This window comes from Mycobacteroides abscessus ATCC 19977, assembly GCF_000069185.1.
Taxonomy (GTDB): Bacteria; Actinomycetota; Actinomycetes; order Mycobacteriales; family Mycobacteriaceae; genus Mycobacterium; species Mycobacterium abscessus.
Window position 1 is genome coordinate 3,233,083 of the sequence record NC_010397.1, and the last position, 22,538, is coordinate 3,255,620.

Here is a 22,538-nt window from a genome sequence, read left to right on the forward strand (position 1 = left end):
ACAGCCATCGGGCCCCGGATACCCCGGGCGCCTCGACGGCTGCATCTATCTCGCGGACCATCCTGCCCTATTGGGCGACGCCTGTTGGCATGACCCGGTGATCCGGGCCTGGGCCGGTTGTGCTTTCGGTCAGACCGATCAGGGGCTGAGGCAGCGGCGCCACATGCAGCACCCCCAACCGCTGCGTGGCACGGGTGAGCGCCACATAGAGTTCAGCGGCGCCACGCGGACCGTCGGCCAGGATACGTTCCGGTTCCACCACCAGCACCGCGTCGAACTCGAGCCCCTTGGTCTCCGAGGCCGGCACTGTGCCCGGCACACCCGGTGGGCCGATCACCACACTGGTACCCTCGCGACCTTTCTCGTTCAGCACGAATTCTTCTATGGCTTTTGGCAATTCGCCTTCGGAGAGGCGCCTGGACCACGGCAGGACGCCGCTTGAACGGACGGATTCGGGCGGTTGGGTACCCGGCGCGAACTCGGCCAGCACCGCCGAAGCAACGGCCATGATTTCTGCGGGCGTGCGGTAGTTGACCGACAGCGGCCGGTACAGCCAGCGCCCGGGCACGTACGGCTGCAGCATCGCCTCCCAGGATGTGGCACCGGCGGCTGATCGGCGCTGAGCCAGATCGCCCACGACCGTGAACGAACGACTTGGGCAGCGGCGCATCAACACTCGCCAGTCCATCTCGGACAGCTCCTGCGCCTCATCGATCACAATGTGTCCATAGGTCCAGTCTCTGTCGGCCGACGCACGTTCGACCAGGTCGCGAGTGTCACGTTCGGTGAATCGTTCCGCGAGATCCTCCGCCCCCAACAGATCGGTGGCGAAGAGGTGGTCCTCGTCGTCCATCATGTCCTCGCGACCGGTCATCAGATCGAGGACACCGGCGGCATACTCGGCCTCGGCCCTGCGTTCACGTTCGGCGGCTTCTTCTGCCGCCTTGTCACGGCCCAGCAGATCGACCAGCTCGTCCAGCAAGGGAACATCGGAGACTGTCCACGCATCACCTATGCGCCGGGCCAGCGCTGGATCCGCGCCGGCCGCCCGCAATCGCTCGGGCGAGGTGTACAACTCCGACAACAGTGTCTCCGGTGTGAGCATCGGCCACAGCGCGTCCAGGGCAGCGGCGAATCCCTCGTGATCCCCCAGTTCGTCGAGAAGCTCGGCGCGCAGGTGTTCCCAGGCCTTGCGGTCCTCGCGAGTCAGCCATCCCTTGCCGATGCGCGGGATGGCCCGCTCGGTCAGCGCCCAGGTGAGCACGTCGGTAAATACCGTCCTGGCCTCGTTGTGCGGAAGCTTGCTCGCGCGGGCCTCCTCAATGGCCCACTGCGCAATGTCGGCATCGATGCGCACGCTGACGTCGGCAAGCTGAATCGGCATCGGATTCTCGGGCGCCCGCTGCCGATCCGCGACGGCGGCGGCCAGCACATCCAGAATCTGCAGCGAGCCCTTGACCCGGGCGGCCTCCTCGTCGTCCTCCGCGGTGACCTTGAGGCCCGGTACCAGATCACCCGCCGTGGTAAACACCACGTTCGTCTCCCCCAGCGAGGGCAGCACGCGAGAGATATGGCCCAGGAAGGCCGCATTCGGGCCAACGACCAGCACCCCGTGGCGTTCCATCCGTTTGCGCTGGGTGTACAGCAGATACGCCACCCGGTGCAGCGCCACCACCGTTTTGCCCGTGCCGGGACCGCCCTCGATCACCAGTACGCCCGGATGGTCGAGTCGGATGATCCGGTCCTGTTCGGCCTGGATGGTTGCCACGATGTCGCGCATCCCGTGACCACGCGGCGCGTTCACCGCGGCCAGCAGCGCGGCATCACTCAGAGTTCCGCGTTCCCCGTCGTGGTCCTCGCCATCCGGGCGGCCGAGGATCTCATCGGTGAAGTCGTCGACGTGACGTCCCCGTGTGCGGAACTGGCGCCGGCGCCGGGTGTTCTCGGGATGCGCGCTGGTCGCGATATAAAACGCTTGCGCCGCGGGCGCCCGCCAATCGATCAGCAGCGGTTCGTAGTCGTTGCTCTCATCGAGGAGGCCGATGCGCCCGACGTAGGAGCGCTCGCCGGTGATGGCGTCCAGCCGGCCGAAGCACAGCCCGTCATCGGCGACATCCAGGCGCTGCGCCTGCCTGGCCAGTGCGCGCACCTCGTCGTCGCGCTCCGCCATCGCCCCACCGTTCTGCTGGTCGACAGGCCCGCGCAGGGCGCTGCGGTATCGCCCCTTCACACGCGCGCGTTCGGCATCGAGCCGCTCATACAGTCCAGCGATGTATTCGCGCTCGGCCTGCAGTTCTTCTTCGTGCGTCGTCAACCGAAATTTCCCCATTTTCCTTGTAGTCCATGGCATCTGACATTTGAGCTCAGTGATTGTGCGGTATCACCCGGGTCTTGCCGCAAGCCCCCCTGTGCGTTATAAGTTGAAAGGGGAAAGGTTATTCAGGCCGATTCGGTGGTCGCCACCGCGTGCAATTCTTTCCGCCAACTCCACAGCCCCACCGCGGCCATGACGCTGAGGAACGCGTAGAAACCCGCCGTGAGGTTCAGCCCCTTGTACAGATAGACGCCGACGGAGAACGTATCGGTGACGATCCACAGGATCCAGTTTTCGATCCACTTACGGTTCATCATGAGCTGGGAAACCACGCTGAACCCCGTGATGGCCGAATCAAGCTGCGGGGCATTTGAATCGGTGAAGGTAACCAGAAACGCGTAGAGGCCCGCGACCAGGGCGACGAGGCACGAGACCAGTGGGAGCCACGCCCGTTGCGGTGTACGCGTGACTGTCACCCCGTGCCGGTCCTGACTTCCCCGCAGCCATAGATGCCAACCCTGCGCGGCCAGAGCGATAAACATGATCTGCAGGGCCGCGTCGGCGTACAGGGTCTGCCGACTGAAGACCACCATGTAGAACAGCGAGCTGACGATCGCCACCGGGAAGGTCCAAATATTTTGCCGTACCGCCAGAATGACGAACAGCACACCGGACAGGCTGCCAATTAGCTCGGTCCAGTCCACGGCACCAGATTAGCCGAGCAGCAGTAAGCTCGCGCCATGACGACGGCGGACCAGCAGCGGAGCTTCTCGTGGCTGGCCGGGCTGATCAACGACAGCGAACCACGATGCGGCAATGTGCGCGTTGTCGCCATCGACGGCAGAGGCGCCGCAGGTAAGAGCACCTTTGCTGCGCGACTGCATTCCGCGCTGACGGAGACTTCTTCGCCGACCGCGGTCCTCCACACCGATGATTTCGCGTCCTGGGACACGTTCTTCGGCTGGTGGCCCCGGCTCGAGGAGCAGGTGCTGGCGCCGTGGGCACGCGGCGAAGAGGCCCGCTATCGGCGCTACGACTGGCAGACCCGCGAATTCGGCCCGTGGGAGCCCTTGTCGCCGCCATCGGTCCTCATCCTGGAAGGAGTCGGGTCGGGCCGCACGGCCGGCGCCGATCAGCTGAGCATGCTGATCTGGGTGCAGACCGATCAGCCCACCCGGCGCCTGCGGGCCCGGATTCGCGATGGCGCACAACTGAGCGAGTTCTGGCAGCTATGGATCGACGCCGAAGAAGCACACTTCCGCCTGGATCCCACCGCCGGTCGCGCCGATATCGTCGTCGACGGCGACCCCGCGGTGGCCCCGCAGCACCCGGAACGCGACTTCATGGTACGGGCGGCTACACCCAGGGCGTCTAACGCAGCGCGACCGTGGGCCCGTTCGGATCCAGCGGGGCGCAGCTGTCCTGTCCCACCGTCGTGGAGCACTTCGCCGCCGGAATGACCGGCCGGTATCCGGGCACAGTCCCCGCGTCCCGGGTGATCTGGGTGTACGTTGCGACGGCATCGGTGGGCACCCGCTTGAGCGCCGGATCACCCAATGCATCAACGGTATACAGACCGAAACGTGGCCGGTAGCTTCCCCACTCGTAGTTATCGACCAAAGACCAGTAGTTGTAGCCGACGATCGGGATTCCGTCCGCCTTGGCCCGCTGCAGCCAAAAGACGGTGTCGCTCAAGTACTGCGATCGCGTCACCCCGTCGGCCCGCGGCTTGCCATTGTCGGTCACCATCCCGTTCTCGACGATGTAGATCGGCAGTCCCGGGTAGCGCTGTGCGTAATGCCGTGACACGTAGTAGATGTCTTCGGGCTGAAGTTTGATGTTCCAGCGGGCCGCCATGCTCTGCGCCGATGCCGGATTGTCTGCCGCGGTCCCGGTGTAGTAGTCGAACCCCAGATAGTCGAGGCTGCCGGCAACCCGGTCGAAGAACGAACCCTCGATACCCTTCACGCCGAAACCTGCGAACTGCGCCAACACATCCGGTGGGATGTAGGCCTCATTGGTCGTCACCTTCGCCTCGGGGTCGGCCTCGTGGGCGGCGCGGTATACCGCACGGTGCGCATCGGCGACCCGGTCCAGAAACCCGTTGAACTGGTCAGGCTTGATCGCGCCCGTGCGCACCTCCATCGCCCCGAAGGCCAGCGGTTCGTTGATGCTGACCCACAGCACCCCTTGCCCGGCATAACGTTTGGTGATCGCCTTGGCGAATTCCTCAAAAGCGGGGAGATTGTTCATGAACCCGCCGCTGTCGGCAACCCACCCCGGATACACCCAGTGCATGAGCGTGATCATCGGTGTCATGCCGTTTTCACGCAGTGTGGCGACAACGGAGTCGTAGTACGCCAGCTCCTTCTCATCCCATTTACCCGGTTCAGGCATCACCCTGGACCACTCCAGGCCGAATCGAAATGTGTTGACGCCCATGGCATGCGCATTGGCGATGTCTTCGGCGTACCGGTGCCGGAAATCATCGGCCTGCTTATAGGGATCCACGGGGCCATCCGCGAGGAGATTCGATTCGTCGGGGTGTACGGGTTTACCCGCGCTGCGCTCGACGTAACGGCGCCAATTGCTGTCGGGCGCACTGCCCTCTACCTGGTAACCCGCGGTGGCGGTGCCCCAGTAGAACCCGCGATCCCAGCCGGCATCCTCCTTGGGGGCCTCCTGCCGAGGGCTGCAGGCCGTCAACCCCAGTGCGACCACAGCTGCCGATGCCATGACGGCGTTCATCCACTTCATGACAAAACCATACACCGTACGGTTTCTTACCTGAGCAGCAACTCCCACACCCGGCGCATGTGCTCGCCCATATCGATGGACGGGTCCGACATCCACTGGATCTGAATTCCATCGGCGGCGGCGATCAGGGCCGTGGCGGCAAAGTCGGCGTCGACGTGCGCCGGAACGGTGCCGTCGACCTGGCGCCCACGCACGTACGCGGCAATGCGTGCACGCATCCTTTCGTACCGGTCGCGCAGGTACGCACCCGCGGGATGTTCGGGGTCCACCGCCGCCGCGGCCGCCAGCGACAAATACACCGTCCCCGAGCCAGGCTTGTTCGCCTTGTCCAGCATGGCCTGCGCCAGCACCTCGCCGGGATCGAGCTCAATCTCCGAATTACGGTATCGCTCTTCAAAAGTAGCGTCCGCGCCGCGCTGAATCTCGGTGAGAATGACGTCCCGCGTCGGAAAGTAGTGCATCAATCCGGCCAGACTGATGTTCGCCTCCTTGGCGATCACGCGCATCGAAGCACCGGCCTCCCCGTCACGCTCCAACACCGTCAAGGCCGCGGACAGAATTTCCTGGCGTTTGGCTTCCCCTTTTGGGTACCGCTTGGTGCCCGTCCCGGCAGCTGACATTGCCCGAGGCTAGCGCACCCCGGGCCACCTACCTCACTGCCGATACGGCGGCCGGTATGCCGGGTAGGCCATGCGCGGGCGGACGGGTCCGCGCGTGATCAGCCGGGCCGTGGGCACCTCGGCCAGGGAAACACGATCGGTCAAGGGAGTGCCCTGTACCGCCGGCTCATCCACGTCGCCGCCGCGGGCGCTGATCCCGTCCCTGACCAGATAACTCGTCAGCGAGGTGATGATGACGGTGATCGCCGAGCCGACCTCTCCCGGCACCACCACGTTGAAAAGACCAAGAACGAACAGCAGGACGACGGTAATCGCGCCGGCCACGCCGCCCGCGGCCACCTTGGCACTGGGTGTCACTCCCATCGCAGTCCCCTTTCCTCTGGTTCATCCAGAAGATAGGAGCGAGGGACACCGGAAAACATGAGTAACGGACTACCCGAGTTCGCACACCGGGACGGAGAAACAATTCGACCCCGCCCGGAAACTCCCGGCGGGGCCGAACTGACGTAAAGCGAACTAGGCCTGGCCGACCTCGAACCGCGCGAAGCGGGTCACGGTGACACCGGCCTCGTCAAGCAGAGCCTTGACAGACTTCTTGTTGTCGGACACCGACGGCTGATCCAACAGCACGACATCCTTGTAGTAACCGGTGACGCGGCCCTCGACGATCTTGGGCAGTGCCGCCTCGGGCTTGCCCTCTGCCTTCGCGGTCTCCTCGGCGATCCGACGCTCGTTCTCGACCACATCGGCCGGAACGTCCTCGCGCGTCAGGTACTTGGCCTTGAGCGCTGCGATCTGCAGGGCCACAGCGTGCGCAGCGTCTGCGCCGGTGGCATCGCCCGATGCCGACTCGTACTCGACCAGCACACCCACGGCCGGCGGCAGATCCGCGGCACGCTTGTGCAGGTAGGCCTCGACGGTTCCGCCGAAGTACGCCACCCGGCGCAGCTCCAACTTCTCGCCGATCTTGGCGGCCAGGTCGGCGATCGCCTGCTCGACGGTCCGGCCGTCCTCGACCTTGGCGGCCAGCAGAGCGTCGACCTCGCCGATCTTCCCGGCCGCGGCCGCACCGACGATGGCGTCGGCGAGAGCCTGGAACTCGGCGTTCTTGGCGACGAAGTCGGTCTCCGAGTTCAACTCGACAAGCGCACCGTCACGCGCGACGACGAGGCCTTCGGCGGTGGCACGCTCGGCGCGCTTGCCAACGTCCTTGGCGCCCTTGATGCGCAGCACCTCGACGGCCTTGTCGAAGTCACCGTCAGACTCGGCCAGGGCGTTCTTGCAGTCGAGCATTCCGGCACCGGTCAGTTCCCGGAGCCGCTTCACATCGGCGGCAGTGAAATTCGCCATTTAGCCTTCCTCGGTTGTGGTTTCGGTGGCCGCAGCGGACGGCGCTGAAGCCTCGTCGGTGGTCGCGACAGCGGAGGCGAGCAGTTCCTGCTCCCACTCGGCCAACGGCTCGCCAGCCTCGGGCTTCTCGTCGCCGCCAGCCAGGCCGGAGCGTGCCTGCAGACCCTCGGCGATCGCGGAAGCGACGACCTTGGTGAGCAGCGCGGCGCTGCGGATGGCGTCGTCGTTGCCCGGGATCGGGTAGTCCACGACATCGGGATCGCAGTTGGTGTCCAGGATCGCGATGATCGGGATGTTCAGTTTGCGGGCCTCGGCGACAGCCAGGTGCTCCTTGTTGGTGTCAACCACGAAGATTGCCGAAGGCACCTTCTGCATGTCGCGAATACCGCCGAGGCTGCGCTCGAGCTTGTTCTTCTCACGCGTGAGCATGAGGATTTCCTTCTTGGTGCGTCCCTCGAAGCCACCGGTCTGCTCCATCGACTCCAGCTCCTTGAGGCGCTGCAGACGCTTGTGCACGGTGGAGAAGTTGGTGAGCATGCCGCCCAGCCAGCGCTGGTTCACGTAGGGCATGCCGACGCGGGTCGCCTCTTCGGCGATGGGCTCCTGAGCCTGCTTCTTGGTGCCGACGAACATGACCGAACCACCGTGGGCGACGGTCTCCTTGACGAACTCGTACGCCTTGTCGATGTAGGTCAGCGTCTGCTGCAAGTCGATGATGTAGATGCCATTGCGGTCGGTGAAGATGAACCGCTTCATCTTGGGGTTCCAACGTCGGGTCTGGTGCCCGAAGTGCGCGCCGCTGTCAAGCAGCTGCTTCATGGTTACCACGGCCATGCCGTGCCTCCTGTGTATGTCGGTTATTCGCCCCGGATCGGGTGATCCTGGGCCCTGGCGCCTGCTGCGTGCCGGAACCCACCTGAGTGGGACCGCCCGGCATGCTGCTCACAAGCTCGTGTGCAGACGCGCGAAGTCAACCCGCCAAGCGAGTTGCGGTGCTGAGTTTACATGCTTGCGACCCGTGGTTTTGCCACGTGGCCAAGCCCCCGTATCCAGCGGGCAGGGTTATCCACAGCGGCAGGAATGACTCTTTCCCGTACTGCACTTCCCGGTCACTATGACGTCGTGCGGTTCAGAAGGCTCGGCTGCGTCCCTCTGATCCTCGCGCTGGCAGTGGCCGGCTCTCCCATGGCGGCCACTGCCCCTGCCGATACCGGGGACCGTTTCGGGTGGCCACTAAGTCCCCGGCCTGCGGTGATACGGCAATTCGACAATCCTCAGCAGCGCTGGAACCGGGGACACCGCGGCGTCGATCTGGCCGGTGGCCCCGATCAGGCAGTGGTCGCCGCGGGGCCCGGTGTGGTGGTCTTCGCGGGAGTGCTCGCCGGCCGACCACTCGTGTCGATCGAGCATCACGGCGGCTTGCGCACCACCTATGAGCCGGTTACCCCAGTGGTCCGGCCCGGCCAGCGGGTCGATGAGGGGGCGGTCATCGGCCTGCTGCAGCGTGGCCACCCCGGCTGTGCCATGACAGCGTGCCTGCACTGGGGCGCCCTGCGTGGGCCCGCATCAAGCGCTCACTACCTGAACCCGCTGGGTCTGTTGGCGGCGATCCCGCTGCGACTCAAACCGCTCTAGGCGGGCTGACAGACGTCGACGTGCGCCGGTTTACCGGTGGACTGCGACAGCCGCGCCACCGCGTCGTGGAATCGGTCGAGAGCGTCTTGTTCGCTCACCACTTGATAGAACGCACGCATCTCACCACCATTAGCCATGCATACCCACCACGGCGGGTACACGTCCGCGACCGCCGCCGCGGGGGCGACCAGTCCGAGACTCAGAGCCAGCGCGGTGGCGGCGACGGTCATGGCAGGGATTCCGGCGCGCATGGTAGGCACTTTAGTCACCGGACCGACGCCGACCAGGCTTTTGCCCAGAGGTGCAGTGGCGCCAACGCCACCAGCAGGCCCTTGCCCACAGTCGTCAGCGAGTATTGCCCGTCCTGGTTGCGTACGATGTGCGCCGCGGTCAGCTCCTTGAGACGAGTAGCGAGCACACTACTGGAGGCGTCACCCATCTCCGCCTTCAGCTCAGGCAAAGTCTTTGTGCCCGAACGCAGTTCCCACACCACGAGGATGGCCCAGCGCCGGCCGAAGAGATCGAACGCCGCATTGAGGGGCTGCCCGGAACCAGATCCGCGCACCGGCGTGCCGGGACGTGGCACGGCGCCGCCCTCTGGCGCCTCCGCCTCCGATATCCCGGCACTGGCGATGATTCCGATCAGGCGGCTGGCGCGCTCGGCCATCTGCTCCGCACTCTGTTCCGGATGCCTGATCCACCAGGTGATCATGGCGCCGACCATCCCCATCCAACCTTGCGTGAGCACACCGATGTCCTGCGCGTCACGCAGCTGCGTGGCCGCACTTCCCACCGCGGCCACGCCCTGACCGGCCAGCGCGGCGAGCCGGGTTCTGGCGACACGCGCCGCGGCCAGGGCCTCGCTCCCCTCGGGCAGGGTCTGATCCCAGATCACCAGCCAATCAGACGGACGAGGCGCCAATGCCTGGAAGATGGCCTGCAGCACGGCACGCGGCAATGCCAATGTGGGCGGCGCGGCCGTCATCGCCGCCTCGATGTGATCGCCGACGGTGGCCCCGGCACGCTCCACACATGCGATATAGAGCTGCTCTTTGGATCCGAAGTACGCCAACACCATGGGTTTGGAGACGCCGACCGCAGCGGCGACCGCAGCCAGTGACATGCCCACATATCCGCTGCGGCCGAATTCCTGGCATGCGGCATCGAGGATCTGCCGTTCCCGCTCTGCGCGGGGCATCCCCTTGGTGCCTGCCCGTGTCATGAATCCCTTCTACCAGTTCGCAGTCGGCAGACATGACACATTGGTGTGGCGCGCGCCACAGTAGACCGATCGGTGTGACGTTGATATGACCGACTGTTAAATTAACGATCGGCCAGTTAACGTCAACGCTCACCAACGGGATCAATGAGGAGCTCCGAATGCGTGGCGCGTGGGTGTATCTGGTGTCGATAGCGACGCTGTGTATCGCGGGGGCATACATCGCCCATCTGCGCTTGAGCGACATCCCCGATCCGGCGATCGGCCATTCGCCCAAGCCGCCGGTGATCGGCAAGCCGCGCGACAAGATCGTCGAGTATCGGCTCGACGGACCGGCGGGCAGCACGGTCAAGGCGTCATATTTGGACGTCGACGGCGCGGTACGCGAGGTGTCGGGCACACTGCCCTGGCAGGCCACCCTGCACGCGAAGCAACTTGTCGTCCCTGTCGGCCTTGTCGCCCAGTCCAGTTCAGAACAGATGTCGTGCAGCATCACGATCAACGGACTAACCCGCGATCAGAGCCCGGCCAATGCGTCGGCTGTCTCTTGCCAGGTGACGGTGGCGTGAACCTGATGAACAAATTTCGCACGCAGATACTGGACAATTTGCGGGCACGGCCCGCAGACGTGGTACCCGCGCCCGGGCGCCCGCCGCTGGCCCGATTCCTCTACCGATTCTCGATACCCATTCTCGTACTGTGGCTCGGCGCGGCAGGTCTCCTCAATCTCGCTGTACCCCAGCTAGAAACAGTGATCAAGCAGCACGCCCGCTCATTCCTGCCCGATGACGCCGCGTCCGTACAGGCCATCTCGAAGATGGGCGACTACTTCGGTGGCGCCGGGACCAACAACTTCGTCTATCTGCTGCTCGAAGGTGAGTCGCCTCTCGGCGCCGAAGCGCACCAGTACTATTCGTCGATCCTGGACCGGATCAACCAGGACAAGAAGCACGTCAACTCGTCCATGGACCTGTGGTCAGACCCGCAGTTCGCACCGGCCAACGAGAGCGCCGACGGCAAGGCCGCCTACGTCCTGATCAACCTCAAGGGCAATATGGGCACCGCCCTGGCCATGGAGTCCACCGCGCAGATCCGCGAGCTGATCGCCCAGTACCCGCCACCCAAGGGCATCACCGCGCACCTGACGGGCCCGTCCGCCGTCGTGAACGACGAACTGGTCTCGATCAACGACTCGATCCTGATCTTGTTGGTCGCGTGCGCGGGGCTCGTGGGCGTCATCTTGCTGGTGGTGTATCGCTCACCGATCACTATCGCCTTGCCGCTGCTGGTCGCGGGAGCGGGCCTGGGTGTGGGGCGGCCGATCGTGGCATTCCTCGGCCAGCACCAAGTGATCGGTGTGTCGATCTTCGCGTCGGCGCTGCTGGCGGTGATCGTGCTGGGAGCCGGAATCGATTACGGCATATTCCTTTTGGGAAGATATCAAGAGGCACGCCGGGCAGGCGAAGATCCGGTGACCGCGTACTACACGGCACTGGCCGGGGTGCAGCACATCATCATCGCCTCGGGGCTCACCGTCGCCGGGGCCACGGCATGCATGGTGTTCACCCGATTGGCCATCTTCAGCACATCCGGACTGCCCTGCACCGTCGCGGTCGTGGTCACCCTGGGCGCGGCGCTGACCCTGGCGCCCGCCGCGCTGGCCGCCGGCAGCCGATTCGGGTTCTTCGAGCCACGAGAGGAAAAGTCCCAGCGCCGCTGGCGGCGCATCGCCACCTACGTGGTGCGCTGGCCCGGACCGGTGCTGGCGGGCAGCATGGCCGTGCTGGCGATCGCATTTCTGGCGGTACCCGGGTTCCAACCCAGTTACAACGAACGACAGGCCCAGCCCAGCGACTCTCCCGCCAACGTGGGCTTTGCCGCCTCAGACAGGCATCTGCCTCCGAATATCATGTCCCCCAGCGTGTTCATCGTCGAGTCGGACCACGATATGCGCAACTCAGGGGACCTGATCGCCCTCGCGAAAATGAGCAGCGCCATATTGAACATCCCCGGAATCAGCAATGTGCAGGGCATCACCCGACCGCTGGCTGCTCCCCTGGAACTGGGGACACTGCCCGCACAGGCGGGTTATGTCGGTGGACGGCTGACTCAGATGACCAACCTGCTCAAACAGCGCATCGAGGACCTCACTGCCCTCAGTGGCCGTGTGGGCCAGCTGTCACTGACGGTACGGGGCCTTGAGCAGGCCGTGCGGACCGGAACCACAGGGGCCACCCAGATACATTCGGGCGCAGCCGAATTGCGCACGAGTCTGGCCGCCGTGGTCCAGAAGGTCGACTCGTTGCGTGGGACTGCCAAACCCGCCGAGGACTTCATCGGCGGGATCCCGAACTGCCGCGACAACGACTACTGCCAAGCGGCACTCACCGGCTTCTCACTCTTCGACGATCTGCACCGTTTCGATGGGCTCGTCGGCAATCTGGTGAACGGAACCGGAACGCTCGCGCAGACGTTGCCGGCTCTCGGAGCGCAGTTGCCGGGCCTGAAAGATTTCATCAACCAGGTCAACGCGGTCATCGCACCGCTGCAGAGCACCCTCCAGGTGCTGTTGCCTCAGGTCTCCGAGATCACGCAATTCACCGATGATCTGAGTAAGAGCTTCACCGACGGTGACCCGAACAACTCGTTCTTCATACCCACGCAGGCATTTCAGAACCCACTCTTCAAAAGCGCTATGCCGTACTTCTTCTCAGGCGACGGCAAGGTCACGCGGATGGTCGTCACCCCAGAACGAGAGGGGTTCAGCCAGGAAGCCATGGAGCTGAGTTCCAAAATCATCCCGACGGCGCTGCAGGCTATCAAGGGCACGTCCTTGGCGGGCAGCACCGTCAGCATCGGCGGACCGGGTGGCACGCTGTTGAATATCGAGGCCTTCACGCGCGAGGACTTCATTACCAGCGCCGTGGCCGCATTCGCCTTCGTGTTCTGCGTGATACTGATCCTGCTGCGCAGTCTGGTCGCCGCGATTGTGGTGATCGGGACCGTCGCACTGTCCTATGTCTCGGCACTGGGCGTGACGGTGTTCGTCTGGCAAGAACTCATCGGCATACCACTGCATTGGTCCGTAGCACCGCTGTCCTTCGTGTTCTTGGTCGCGGTCGGGGCCGACTACAACATGCTGCTGGTGGCCAGGTTCCGAGAGGAGCTACATGCCGGCATCAAGACCGGCATCATCCGTTCCATGGCCAATACCGGCGGCGTGGTGACGACCGCGGGCCTGGTGTTCGGGTTCACCATGTTCGCGATGATCGTCGCTCCCGCACGCAACATCGCCCAGCTCGGCACCGCCGTCGGCCTAGGCCTGCTCATGGACACCTTGATCGTGCGGTCATTCGTCGTGCCAGCCATCGCCACCCTGTTGGGCCGCTGGTTCTGGTGGCCGGCGGTGGTGCATGACAGGGCCGCGAGCCGGGACACCGTCGCCCGCGCTGTGACGTCCGCGGATGTGACCGGTCCGGTCCGGTTGGTCGGTGCGTCCCGATGACGTGGGCGAGCTGGTGCGGCACAACGGCACTTGAGATGCGCTTCGGCACAGCACATCTCAACGACGCCGTATGCGAGCTGAATCTGGGCTCGCTGCGGATCCACGTCGTCACCTCACGCACACCGCGCCGGGGGCACGCGCCATGCCCACGATAGTGGGTCTCTCCGCGGTCCTGATGCTGCTGATAGCGGTAACGCTGTGGGCAACGGGCGGCAACGACTCGACGAGCTACTACCAGCGCGAGGTCATGCGCGCAATGCGCACGCAATCCCGCCAGGAGAAGAATCACCTGGCGGCTCGCGCCCATCGTCATCGGCTACGCCGCTGGGCCAGTCGCCTCGGTGCGGTATTCACCCGAAGGAACAAGCGACACCATTGAGGGTCACGCCCGCGGATGCGCCTGGTCGTGTACAGCGCGCAACCGCGCCACAGTGACATGGGTGTAAAGCTGGGTGGTCGCCAGGGTGGAATGCCCGAGCAGCTCCTGCACGACGCGAAGATCCGCGCCGCCCTCGAGTAGATGGGTAGCGGCGCTGTGCCGCAACCCATGCGGCCCGATGTCGGGAGCGCCGGGAACGGCAGACATGGTTTGATGCACCACGGTGCGGACCTGCCGCGGATCGACGCGCCGGCCGCGTGCGCCCAGCAGCAGTGCGGCTCCAGATGCAGGGACCGCCAGATGAGGCCGTCCGCGATCCAGCCACGCGCTCAGGGCATCGGCGGCCGGATCACCGAACGGCACGGTGCGCTCCTTGTCGCCCTTGCCCAAGACGCGCAGCACCTTTCGTGGCCGGTCAATATCGTCGATATCCAGTCCACACAACTCGCTGACACGGATCCCGGTGGCGTACAGCATCTCGACGATCAAACGATCCCGCAGTGCCATTGGATCGTCTTGTTCGGCACCGGAATGCGCGGCTTCCATCGCCGCGGCGGCTTGGTCCTGCCGTAACACCGCGGGAAGGGTTCGACGAGACTTGGGCTGCTGCAAGCGAATCGCGGGATCTGTCGGCAGCAAGCCGCGACGCGTCGCCCAGGCGGTAAAGATCTTCACCGCCGACGTACGCCGCGCCACGGTGGAGCGCGCCGCACCTTGCCTGGCCTGTGCACCCAACCAGGACCGCAGTACCGGCAGCGACAGGTCGGCCAGGGTGGCCTCGGGATTGGAGGCCGACAGATGGTCGAACAGCAGCGTCAGGTCGCCGCGATAGGCACGCTGGGTGTGCACCGACCGGCCGCGTTCCAGCGCAAGGTGCTCGGCGAATTCGTCGAGAATGGCGGCCAGTTGCGGTGTCACTCCTTCACGGTAGCTTCGGCGGCCGCCAGCTCCTGCTTCCACACGCGGAATGTCTCCTCGGTGCGGCCACGCCGCCAGTATCCCGAGATCGACGCCGCCCATTTGGGCGCGACCCCGCGTTCCTTGCGAATGTACGGCCGCAGGTTGTGCATGACGGTCTGTGCCTCACCGTGGATGAACACCTGCACCTGTCCGGGCGGCCACTCCGCTGAACGCACCGCGGCCACCAGTGGGGCGTTGTCGCCCGCATGCTCCTCACCGACCTCGTCGGCTCCGGCGCCGCGATGCACCCAGACCACGTCCACGTCGCCCCGGGTATCGAAGTCGATCTCGTCCTGGGGACCGGCCACCTCCACGAACACCTTGGCGCGAGCCTTTTCCGGAAGCGCCTGCAGCGCGACGCTGATCGCTGGAATCGCCGACTCATCACCGGCGAGCAGATGCCAATCGGCGGCGGGGTCGGGTGCGTACGCACCATGCGAGTCGGTGATGTACAGCTTGTCGCCGGGTTTGGCCCGCGACGCCCAGGGCCCTGCCACGCCGGTGTCACCGTGCACCACGAAGTCGATGGCGACCTCGCGACGGTCGGTATCCACGGACCGGATGGTGTAGGTGCGCACGGTGGCCTGCATATCGCGCGCCTCGTCGATATCGCGCGGGCCCGGCCCTTCGTGGCTCTGCGGAAGAAATATCAGCTTGGCGTAGCTGTCGGTGAACGAGCTGACTTCGAATCCCTCGAATCCGTTCCCGCCGAGCACCACCCGGGTGATGTGCGGGCTCACCTGCTCGGTCCGAACTACCTGCAACTCGTGGAGCGGGCGTGTCATATCGCCTCCTGCGTCGAATCCTCTATGTCAATTGCCTTGACTATACGGAGGAAAGCGTGCCGATGGGCACCCACGTCACGGCAACAGTCCCCTGATGATCAGTTCGGCGGCCGCCTCGGCGTGGGCCTTGACCTGGTCGGGGTCGAGCACGTCATCACCGAACACCGTGCGGGCCAGGGCGGCGCTGCTGAACAGCGCGGCGGTACCCGAGGTGATGAGGAAGAAACTGGTCTGCAGCGGCACTTCACGCAGTTCACCGGCGGCCACGGCTTCCTCGTACACCGGTCCCAGCCGCTCCTGCATGGGCAGCACATACGCCTTGCAGATGTGCTGTAACCGCTCGCTGTCCTGACCCGCCTCGATATCCATGATGCGGATCAGATCCGGGTGCTCCGCGGCGAACATGACAAAAGTCTTGATGAACCGCTTGATACGCGCCGACGGACCCAGGCTCTCATCATCGTCCGCCAGAACCTTGTCGATAATTGCTTGAAATCCCCAATCAACGGCGGCGTACCAAAGCTGTTCCTTGGACGAAAAACGTTGATGTAGCAGGTTATGACTGACACCCAACTCTCGGTTGAGCGTGCGCATTGACATGCCCTGATACCCGTGAGTGGCGAAGGCGCGCAACGCGGCGGTAAAAATCGCGTCTGCCGACACCCCTTCCCCACCCTTACGGGGCCTACCCCGAGGGCGCCGCGTCAGCTCACCGGCTTCGGTCACGAAATCCGTCACATCCTTCCTTCGGTCATCATCCCCCCACTTGCTGGCAATCGCCGTGATGACATCCGCACAGCGGTCGTGATCTTTATCGGGTTCACCGAACGCCACCGTTACGGCGGGGCATACTGACGCGATGGATGCCTGGTTATGGGTCTGTGCCGGCGTACTCGCCGTCGTGCACCTGGCTGCGGGGGCATTCAAACTGATCACGCCGCACGAAAAGATCGCCGCCAATGCCAACCTGGCCTGGGCCAACGATTTCTCTCCCCATGTCGTCAAGGCGATCGCCGGATCGGAAGTGCTGGGCGCGATCGGCGTGGTGATTCCGTATGCCACGGGGATTGCGCCCGTCCTCAGTCCACTGGCCGCTGCCGGACTGGCGGTGCTGCAGGCTGGGGCCTTCGGCGTTCACGTCCGCCGTAATGAAGGGAAGCTCGCGGGCGTCAATATCGTGCTGATCGTGCTGATCGTGCTGGCGGTGTTCGTCGCGTTCGAGTGGTACGGCTGACCGATCCGCCAACCTGGACCGTCACAGCCGTCACGACACGAGATTGGCGTCCTTCCGGCACAATTCGTCAATGCACGCCGCAAAGGCCACCGCCTCGAGAGTGGCCCCTTTTCCCCTCCACAACAGAGACAGCCGCCCACTCATCGCCCTATCGGAAAGATCGATCTGCCGGAGCCTGCCCAGCTGTTCGCGTGGCAATCTGGGGGTCACCGCTACACCCAGATCTCTCACCACGAGATGTCTCATCATGTCGGCCGAGCTTGTCTCAAAGACAACGCGCGGCGTAAATCCTGTTGCCAGACAGGCCTGATCGAGCGCTGTCCGTATCTCGCATCCCTGCGGGTGACTTATCAGCGCGCGATCGCGCAACTCTGCCAGCGCGACCGACTCGCGCCCCGCCAAGGGGTCATCGCGATGGACCACCGCCACGATATTTTCCTTGGCCAAGATCCGTTCGCGCAGTTGAGACGGCGGCTGAGCCAGCCATGCCATTACTGCCATATCCAGCCGACGTTCCACGACCGCTGTGGCCAACTGGTCAGACCTGGCCTCGGTCAACGTCACTGTCACCGCCGGGTGCGCCCTGCGGTAGGCCGCCAGTGCCTCAGCCAGCAGGGGTGACGGGTGTGGCACCGTACCGATCGCAAGCTGGCCGCACAGCACTCCCGCCATGGCGTCAGCGGCCGAACGTATTTCACCCACCGTCCGAAGCGCGGCTCCGGCAAGCGGCAGCAGCGCCTTGCCGAACTCGGTCAGCCTGAGCACCCTGCTGGAACGATCGAACAGCTCATTGCCCAGTTCTCGCTCCAGCCGCCGCACTTGCGCACTGACCCAGGGTTGAGCGACGTGCAGAGCTTCGGCAGCGCGTGTGAAGTTAGCGTGTTCGGCCACCGCGAGAAAATACTCAAGCTGCCTCAACTCCATGATGAATCACCAGCGCCCCCATAGAACCCTACCGCCGCGACCAACCCAACGGTCAGTAGTTGACGGTCCAGAAGGGCCCGAATTTGGCCACCCCCAGCGCGATAAACAGGGCCGCGATGAGCAACGCTGTGACGAGATCGTTCATATGCTCGATTGGGCTTGCGGCCTCAGCCTTGTGCGGTCCGTATATCTGGAATCCAGGCTCCATGACGTGCGTCCTCTCCTCAATTTGTGTGAACTACCCGCAGCACCGCTCAACCGAGAATGGTCTTGCGATCCGAGTAGAAAAATGTGACCAGTGTTGTTGCGCCACAAATTATTCCGACGGTGAGTATCACCTTTGACCCGCTGTAGACCGAAGCGATCACACCGCCGGTCGCCGCCCCCAGCACGAATGACAGGTAGAGCATCGCGTACCCCAGCCATTCGAAGACCGAACCTCTACCGAACAGATGCCGCTCGATGCCTTGCCCCAGCTTGACCACGGTTCCCGTGACGTAACTCAGGGGAATGGCCGTCTCCCCCTTCTTCACGAACGATGTGTTGAGGGCTCCAATCGAGAAGGCCAACAACAGTATCGGCGTGAAATGCACGTCGATGTTGGCGGTGAAGCTACGGTCCTGATAGAAGTCGACCGCGGCAGCGGCCAGAAGACCGACGGTGGTCAGAACCGTCGCCCCATGCGGGTGGTTCTTCCAGAATTTTCGCCGGCAGTATGACGCCACGATGACACCGAACAGGAAGGCCCCGATCATCGAGATCGCCGCAATCGGGCCGGCTCCCGCCACTTGTTGCTTGTCGGTGACCTTGAACCACGTCAGCACCGCACGCTCGGTGTTACCCGTCATGAATGTGACGAAGTAACCCGCACTGTGCAAAAAGGCAACCGCGCCAACCATTCCCGCCAGCCCCGAAAGCAACCAAGACAGCCGGGCTTCGGATCCGATCGCGGCCTCACGGGTGATCACCGCATCGTCGCCTTTTAATGGAGCGATAGCGCCCTTGTCACTGCCGATTTCAATCTCGCCCTGCGGTCCGCTCTCCAACGTCGCGGACCTGCCCTTCCGATTCATGTCCGCCTCCTCAGGGATTATCGATATCGCCGACGTGGCCGTGGAGCACGACGCGTCCGTCGGCCAGTTTGTAGGTCAGATACACAATGGCCAGCTTCTTGGCCTTGACCGCATCAGCCACCACCTGCGAACGCTGCAACAACTTGGTGCCGGTCTCCTCGACATGACGGGCCTCGAACTCATCGACCCGCGACAACCCGTCCTTGCGCCCGCCCAGGATCGAGGGCATCACCCGCACCACCAAATCCCGGATATATCCACCCGGAACCTCACCGGTATCCAGCGCATCGAGCGTGGCCCCCACCGCACCACAGGAGTCATGACCCAAGATCGCGATCAGCGGCACCCCCAAGACCGCCACCGCATACTCAATAGAACCGAGCACGGCCGAGTCGATCACCTGACCGGCAGTACGCACGATGAACATATCGCCCAGACCCTGATCGAAAATGATCTCCGCAGCCACCCGGCTATCCGAGCACCCGAACAACATGACCTGCGGGTTCTGACCATTGGCCAACTCCGCCCGCCGCGTAACGCTCTGACTCGGATGCTGCGGAAAACCCCCGACAAAACGCTGGTTACCCTCTTTGAGTGCCGTCCAGGCGGACTTCGGATCAGATGCCATATTTCCTTCATACCCTACCAGGGTATGGCATCAATGTGACCTCCAACACATAGTTGAAGGCTATCAACTCACAGTTGACGCGCCATTCCCTGTGCATCTCAGTCGAGATGATCTCTGCCGGAAGTGAATTCGTGCACTTCAGGCCCTATGACCGACGATGGCAACACTGCCAAAGCTCCCCGATGGGTGTCGCAGTCATTGAAAGCACCCAAATCCAATATGCCTGGGATCTGGCAACAACGCAATGTAATTGGCGAGCACCAGCAATTATTCACTGCCACAAGGCAATAGGAAGTGGGTGTGACCCACAGTGCGTCCTTGCCGAAAGGCCCTCTACGCCTGCCACATTGGATTTTTTGCACCCCACGATCGCACGTCCGAATCAGGCCGCTCCAGATGGAGTTGCTCTGAAAACATGATCAACTAGATGAAGACATGCACGCTCGCAAGCCGGTGCGTTTGAGAGACATGTGGTAGTTCGGACGTGAGTTCTCGTGCACACCAGCAGGACTGGTCACCTATCTACCGAACCATATTGGTGCGACGCAGCTTCCAGTCCCCCGCGACGTCGATCACCAGCTGCTCGAGCTCCAGAATCGCCAACGCACCCTGAACCCGGCCGACGCTCAGTCCCGACTCACGCACCAACTCCCGCACCGTCGTGCTGCCTCGGCCCGGCAAGGCCTCGTAGACGCGCTTCTCATCGTCACCGAGCCCGTCAATGACACTGCCGGGGCGATCGGGCGCCGCCGTAAACTCGCCCAGCCGACCCGCCAGCGCGACCACATCCTGAGCACACACAACAAGCTGAGCTCCGCGTTCAGCGATCTCAACGTGGGTGCCCACCGACGCCGCAGACGTGATCGGGCCCGGCACCGCACCGACGGGACGGCCCAAGATACGTGCCCAGGCGGCGGTGTTGGCGGCTCCGCTACGCGCGCCCGCCTCGACCACCACGGTCGCACCGGAAAGGGCGGCCACCAACCGGTTCCGGGTCAAAAATCGATGTCGAGCGGGCCGCACCCCAGGCGGGTATTCACTGACCACCAACCCATGACGGGCGATTCGATAGAGCAAACCGGAGTGCCCTGCCGGGTACGGCACATCCACACCGCCGGCCAGCACCGCAACCGTGACTCCATCACAGGCCAGCGTGGCACGATGCGCAACACCGTCGATGCCGAACGCAGCCCCCGAAACCACCGCCACCTCCCGGGCCGTCAAGCCGGCGGCGAGTTCGGCCGTAACGTGTTCGCCGTAACCACTGCAGGCTCGCGTCCCGACGAGCGCCGCCGCTCGCGAGGTAACCTCGGCAAGCGAACGCTCGCCCACGACCCACAGCGCCAGCGGCATTCTTCCATTGGGCATCCGCTTGGTATCCACCGACGCAAATGCCTGGAACTGCCAGTGCGGCCATTCCGCATCGTCGGGCGTCACCAGGCGCCCTTGCAAGCGCGAGAGAATTTCCAGATCCTCACGACTGCGGTCGACATCATGCCTGGCCCGCACCACAGCCCGGACCTGGTCGGGAACATCCAATCGCCTAACCCGGGCAGCGGTCTCCCGCACACCGAACACCGACACCATGGCCGCCAGTTCGGCGCTGGGCGCCTCACTCACACGTGACAGGTATGCCCAGTCGGCCGTGGCGCTGCTCATCGCTTGTCCCGGAAGGTCAGTGCGAGCTTGACATCCTCGGCGGCCGGCAGATCCCGGCCGCCGAGGTCGGCCAATGTCCACGCCACACGTAGGCATCGATCGAGCGCCCGCACGCTGATCAAACCGCGTTCCATCGCATTGCGCAGCGGTTCCATAACGGCTCGTGATGGCCGGAACTCCCTGCGTAACAACGGCCCCGGGGCGTCGGCGTTGACCCGAAATCCGTAGTCGGCCCATCGTCGCGAAGCCCGTTCACGGGCCAGCAGTACGCGCTCACGGACAACCGCTGTGCCCTCGGCCGCGTCATTGAGCGCCGTTTGGCTGACCTGGTGCATTTTGACCCGAAGGTCGACCCGATCGAGAAGCGGCCCCGACAACTTGCCGAGGTACCGGCGACGCAGCTGCGCCGGACACGTGCAATCCCGCGGATTCGCCGGAGCGCACGGACACGGGTTCGCCGCGAGTACCAGTTGAAATCGAGCCGGGTAAGTGACCACGCCGTCACGCCGCGCAAGTCGAATTTCCCCATCCTCCAAGGGGGTCCGCAACGCCTCCAGCGCCGGGGTCGACAGTTCGGCACACTCATCGAGGAACAGCACCCCCCGATGGGCCATGCTGACCGCACCGGGCTTTGCCGTGCCTGAGCCACCGCCGACGAGCGCGGCGACACTGGACGTGTGGTGCGGCGCCACGAACGGCGGTTCGGTGATCAACGGCCGCCGAGCCGTCAAGAGACCCGCCACGGAATGCACGGCTGTCACCTCGAGCGCCTCTTCGTGGCGCAGCGGCGGCAGCAGGCCCGGTAAACGCTGCGCCAGCATTGTTTTCCCAATTCCGGGAGGCCCTGTCAACATCAGATGGTGTGCGCCGGCCGCAGCCAACTCGACGGCGAAGCGGGCATCCGCGTGGCCCACTACATCCGCCATGTCCGGAGCCTCGGTCACGTGCCGGTATTCCGACTGTGACACGGGATCCAGCTCACCGTCAGCACACAGCCACGCCGTCAGCTGGCGCAATGTCCGGACTCCCAGTACCTCAATACCTTCGACCAGCCCCGCCTCTCCCAGGTTGGCCTGCGGCACCACGACCGTCGGCCATCCGTCACGCTTTGCCGCCAGTACTGCCGGTAACACACCACGAACCGGACGCACTCGCCCGTCAAGCGCCAATTCACCAAGCAACAAGGTCTTTTCCAGCCGGTCTGGTGGAATCGCCTTGTTGGCCGACAGCACAGCGGTGGCAAGCGCGAGGTCGTACACCGACCCCATCTTCGGCAGCGTCGCCGGCGATAGAGCCAAGGTGAGTCGGGACGCCGGCCACGTGAACCCGCAATTGGTGATCGCCGCGCGCACCCGGTCGCGGGATTCCTGTAACGCGGCATCAGGCAGTCCAACCAGGTGCACTCCTGGTAGTCCGGCACTTATGTCCGCCTCGATCTCGACAGTCTGGCCGGTAACCGCCTTGACCGCGACGGAATACGCTCTGCCCAGCGCCAT

At 64.3% G+C, this 22,538-nt stretch carries 23 protein-coding genes; 6 read left to right on the plus strand and 17 right to left on the minus strand.

Annotated elements, in window-relative coordinates; all coding sequences use genetic code 11:
* Positions 1-67: 67 nt before the first annotated feature.
* Positions 68-2,329, minus strand: coding sequence for an RNA polymerase recycling motor ATPase HelR (gene helR, locus MAB_RS16170; protein ID WP_005081619.1), 2,262 nt, complete (start codon positions 2,327-2,329; stop codon positions 68-70).
* 110 nt (positions 2,330-2,439) lie between these two features.
* Positions 2,440-3,018, minus strand: a complete 579-nt coding sequence (pnuC, locus tag MAB_RS16175) for a nicotinamide riboside transporter PnuC (RefSeq protein WP_005088340.1) — start codon at positions 3,016-3,018, stop codon at positions 2,440-2,442.
* A 36-nt stretch (positions 3,019-3,054) separates the two neighbouring features.
* On the opposite strand from pnuC, the gene MAB_RS16180 reads away from it, so the two are divergent.
* Complete coding sequence (locus MAB_RS16180; protein ID WP_012296643.1) at positions 3,055-3,774, plus strand: uridine kinase family protein; 720 nt, start codon at positions 3,055-3,057, stop codon at positions 3,772-3,774.
* Here the strand turns inward: MAB_RS16180 and MAB_RS16185 are convergent.
* The 5 genes from MAB_RS16185 to rpsB all read right to left on the minus strand — a co-directional run bounded on the left by MAB_RS16185 (position 3,686) and on the right by rpsB (position 7,875).
* Positions 3,686-5,071, minus strand: coding sequence for a family 1 glycosylhydrolase (locus tag MAB_RS16185; RefSeq protein ID WP_005115973.1), 1,386 nt, complete (start codon positions 5,069-5,071; stop codon positions 3,686-3,688). The two genes, MAB_RS16180 and MAB_RS16185, sit on opposite strands and share 89 nt — an antisense overlap.
* A 26-nt stretch (positions 5,072-5,097) precedes the next feature.
* The gene (locus MAB_RS16190) at positions 5,098-5,691 is read right to left on the minus strand and encodes a TetR/AcrR family transcriptional regulator (RefSeq protein WP_005098313.1); all 594 of its coding nucleotides are present in this window, start codon (positions 5,689-5,691) and stop codon (positions 5,098-5,100) included.
* A gap of 33 nt (positions 5,692-5,724) precedes the next feature.
* Positions 5,725-6,054, minus strand: a complete 330-nt coding sequence (locus MAB_RS16195) for a hypothetical protein (protein ID WP_005088346.1) — start codon at positions 6,052-6,054, stop codon at positions 5,725-5,727.
* Positions 6,055-6,207: 153 nt separating this feature from the next.
* On the minus strand, positions 6,208-7,041 hold the full coding sequence (gene tsf, locus MAB_RS16200; RefSeq protein ID WP_005081606.1) for a translation elongation factor Ts: 834 nt from the start codon (positions 7,039-7,041) through the stop codon (positions 6,208-6,210).
* Positions 7,042-7,875: a 30S ribosomal protein S2 gene (gene rpsB, locus MAB_RS16205; RefSeq protein WP_005076880.1), complete on the minus strand. Its 834-nt coding sequence runs from the start codon at positions 7,873-7,875 to the stop codon at positions 7,042-7,044.
* A 351-nt stretch (positions 7,876-8,226) separates the two neighbouring features.
* On the opposite strand from rpsB, the gene MAB_RS16210 reads away from it, so the two are divergent.
* Entirely contained in the window at positions 8,227-8,676 is a 450-nt protein-coding gene (locus MAB_RS16210; RefSeq protein ID WP_005115974.1) for a M23 family metallopeptidase, read from the plus strand.
* Here MAB_RS16210 and MAB_RS16215 read toward each other — a convergent pair.
* Both MAB_RS16215 and MAB_RS16220 read right to left on the minus strand, forming a co-directional pair.
* Positions 8,673-8,906, minus strand: coding sequence for a hypothetical protein (locus MAB_RS16215; RefSeq protein ID WP_005081602.1), 234 nt, complete (start codon positions 8,904-8,906; stop codon positions 8,673-8,675). The two genes, MAB_RS16210 and MAB_RS16215, sit on opposite strands and share 4 nt — an antisense overlap.
* Positions 8,907-8,941: 35 nt before the next feature.
* Positions 8,942-9,898: a TetR family transcriptional regulator gene (locus tag MAB_RS16220; RefSeq protein ID WP_005111656.1), complete on the minus strand. Its 957-nt coding sequence runs from the start codon at positions 9,896-9,898 to the stop codon at positions 8,942-8,944.
* A 158-nt stretch (positions 9,899-10,056) separates the two neighbouring features.
* Here MAB_RS16220 and MAB_RS16225 point away from each other — a divergent pair, with 158 nt between their 5' ends.
* The 3 genes from MAB_RS16225 to MAB_RS16235 all read left to right on the plus strand — a co-directional run bounded on the left by MAB_RS16225 (position 10,057) and on the right by MAB_RS16235 (position 13,779).
* Positions 10,057-10,464, plus strand: a complete 408-nt coding sequence (locus tag MAB_RS16225) for an MmpS family transport accessory protein (RefSeq protein WP_005111658.1) — start codon at positions 10,057-10,059, stop codon at positions 10,462-10,464.
* Positions 10,461-13,400, plus strand: a complete 2,940-nt coding sequence (locus MAB_RS16230; RefSeq protein WP_005111661.1) for an MMPL/RND family transporter — start codon at positions 10,461-10,463, stop codon at positions 13,398-13,400. Before MAB_RS16225 ends, MAB_RS16230 begins: the two co-directional genes overlap by 4 nt.
* 142 nt (positions 13,401-13,542) lie before the next feature.
* A complete protein-coding gene (locus MAB_RS16235; RefSeq protein WP_005104242.1) occupies positions 13,543-13,779 on the plus strand; it encodes a hypothetical protein in 237 nt (78 codons plus the stop codon).
* A 3-nt stretch (positions 13,780-13,782) separates the two neighbouring features.
* On the opposite strand, the gene MAB_RS16240 is transcribed toward MAB_RS16235, so the two are convergent.
* The 3 genes from MAB_RS16240 to MAB_RS16250 all read right to left on the minus strand — a co-directional run bounded on the left by MAB_RS16240 (position 13,783) and on the right by MAB_RS16250 (position 16,358).
* Entirely contained in the window at positions 13,783-14,697 is a 915-nt protein-coding gene (locus MAB_RS16240) for a tyrosine recombinase XerC (RefSeq protein WP_005088347.1), read from the minus strand.
* The gene (locus tag MAB_RS16245) at positions 14,694-15,524 is read right to left on the minus strand and encodes a siderophore-interacting protein (RefSeq protein ID WP_005081595.1); all 831 of its coding nucleotides are present in this window, start codon (positions 15,522-15,524) and stop codon (positions 14,694-14,696) included. Before MAB_RS16245 ends, MAB_RS16240 begins: the two co-directional genes overlap by 4 nt.
* Positions 15,525-15,599: 75 nt before the next feature.
* On the minus strand, positions 15,600-16,358 hold the full coding sequence (locus MAB_RS16250; RefSeq protein WP_005081593.1) for a TetR/AcrR family transcriptional regulator: 759 nt from the start codon (positions 16,356-16,358) through the stop codon (positions 15,600-15,602).
* Positions 16,359-16,383: 25 nt separating this feature from the next.
* Here MAB_RS16250 and MAB_RS16255 point away from each other — a divergent pair, with 25 nt between their 5' ends.
* A complete protein-coding gene (locus MAB_RS16255; RefSeq protein ID WP_005111664.1) occupies positions 16,384-16,758 on the plus strand; it encodes a DoxX family protein in 375 nt (124 codons plus the stop codon).
* A gap of 30 nt (positions 16,759-16,788) precedes the next feature.
* Here MAB_RS16255 and MAB_RS16260 read toward each other — a convergent pair whose 3' ends face one another.
* The 5 genes from MAB_RS16260 to MAB_RS16280 form a co-directional block, all read right to left on the minus strand.
* The gene (locus MAB_RS16260; protein WP_005111666.1) at positions 16,789-17,682 is read right to left on the minus strand and encodes a LysR family transcriptional regulator; all 894 of its coding nucleotides are present in this window, start codon (positions 17,680-17,682) and stop codon (positions 16,789-16,791) included.
* 254 nt (positions 17,683-17,936) lie between these two features.
* Positions 17,937-18,755, minus strand: coding sequence for a YoaK family protein (locus tag MAB_RS16265; protein WP_005057003.1), 819 nt, complete (start codon positions 18,753-18,755; stop codon positions 17,937-17,939).
* A 10-nt stretch (positions 18,756-18,765) separates the two neighbouring features.
* On the minus strand, positions 18,766-19,383 hold the full coding sequence (locus MAB_RS16270) for a carbonic anhydrase (RefSeq protein ID WP_005057001.1): 618 nt from the start codon (positions 19,381-19,383) through the stop codon (positions 18,766-18,768).
* A gap of 522 nt (positions 19,384-19,905) precedes the next feature.
* Positions 19,906-21,042, minus strand: coding sequence for a DNA-processing protein DprA (gene dprA, locus MAB_RS16275; protein ID WP_005081583.1), 1,137 nt, complete (start codon positions 21,040-21,042; stop codon positions 19,906-19,908).
* Entirely contained in the window at positions 21,039-22,538 is a 1,500-nt protein-coding gene (locus MAB_RS16280) for a YifB family Mg chelatase-like AAA ATPase (RefSeq protein ID WP_005111670.1), read from the minus strand. The genes dprA and MAB_RS16280 overlap by 4 nt, the downstream gene beginning before the upstream one ends.

Bases quoted from the DNA above. Each gene is read 5' to 3' on its own strand.
- dprA (WP_005081583.1), bottom strand. From the start codon at position 21,042: ATGAGCAGCGCCACGGCCGACTGGGCATACCTGTCACGTGTGAGTGAG.
- MAB_RS16190 (WP_005098313.1), bottom strand. From the start codon at position 5,691: ATGTCAGCTGCCGGGACGGGCACCAAGCGGTACCCAAAAGGGGAAGCC.
- rpsB (WP_005076880.1), bottom strand. From the start codon at position 7,875: ATGGCCGTGGTAACCATGAAGCAGCTGCTTGACAGCGGCGCGCACTTC.
- MAB_RS16220 (WP_005111656.1), bottom strand. From the start codon at position 9,898: ATGACACGGGCAGGCACCAAGGGGATGCCCCGCGCAGAGCGGGAACGG.
- MAB_RS16235 (WP_005104242.1), top strand. From the start codon at position 13,543: ATGCCCACGATAGTGGGTCTCTCCGCGGTCCTGATGCTGCTGATAGCG.
- MAB_RS16245 (WP_005081595.1), bottom strand. From the start codon at position 15,524: ATGACACGCCCGCTCCACGAGTTGCAGGTAGTTCGGACCGAGCAGGTG.
- tsf (WP_005081606.1), bottom strand. From the start codon at position 7,041: ATGGCGAATTTCACTGCCGCCGATGTGAAGCGGCTCCGGGAACTGACC.
- MAB_RS16260 (WP_005111666.1), bottom strand. From the start codon at position 17,682: ATGGAGTTGAGGCAGCTTGAGTATTTTCTCGCGGTGGCCGAACACGCT.
- helR (WP_005081619.1), bottom strand. From the start codon at position 2,329: ATGGGGAAATTTCGGTTGACGACGCACGAAGAAGAACTGCAGGCCGAG.
- MAB_RS16280 (WP_005111670.1), bottom strand. From the start codon at position 22,538: ATGGCGCTGGGCAGAGCGTATTCCGTCGCGGTCAAGGCGGTTACCGGC.
- MAB_RS16255 (WP_005111664.1), top strand. From the start codon at position 16,384: ATGGATGCCTGGTTATGGGTCTGTGCCGGCGTACTCGCCGTCGTGCAC.
- MAB_RS16210 (WP_005115974.1), top strand. From the start codon at position 8,227: ATGGCGGCCACTGCCCCTGCCGATACCGGGGACCGTTTCGGGTGGCCA.
- MAB_RS16215 (WP_005081602.1), bottom strand. From the start codon at position 8,906: ATGACCGTCGCCGCCACCGCGCTGGCTCTGAGTCTCGGACTGGTCGCC.
- MAB_RS16270 (WP_005057001.1), bottom strand. From the start codon at position 19,383: ATGGCATCTGATCCGAAGTCCGCCTGGACGGCACTCAAAGAGGGTAAC.
- MAB_RS16225 (WP_005111658.1), top strand. From the start codon at position 10,057: ATGCGTGGCGCGTGGGTGTATCTGGTGTCGATAGCGACGCTGTGTATC.
- MAB_RS16185 (WP_005115973.1), bottom strand. From the start codon at position 5,071: ATGAAGTGGATGAACGCCGTCATGGCATCGGCAGCTGTGGTCGCACTG.
- MAB_RS16265 (WP_005057003.1), bottom strand. From the start codon at position 18,755: ATGAATCGGAAGGGCAGGTCCGCGACGTTGGAGAGCGGACCGCAGGGC.
- MAB_RS16180 (WP_012296643.1), top strand. From the start codon at position 3,055: ATGACGACGGCGGACCAGCAGCGGAGCTTCTCGTGGCTGGCCGGGCTG.
- MAB_RS16195 (WP_005088346.1), bottom strand. From the start codon at position 6,054: ATGGGAGTGACACCCAGTGCCAAGGTGGCCGCGGGCGGCGTGGCCGGC.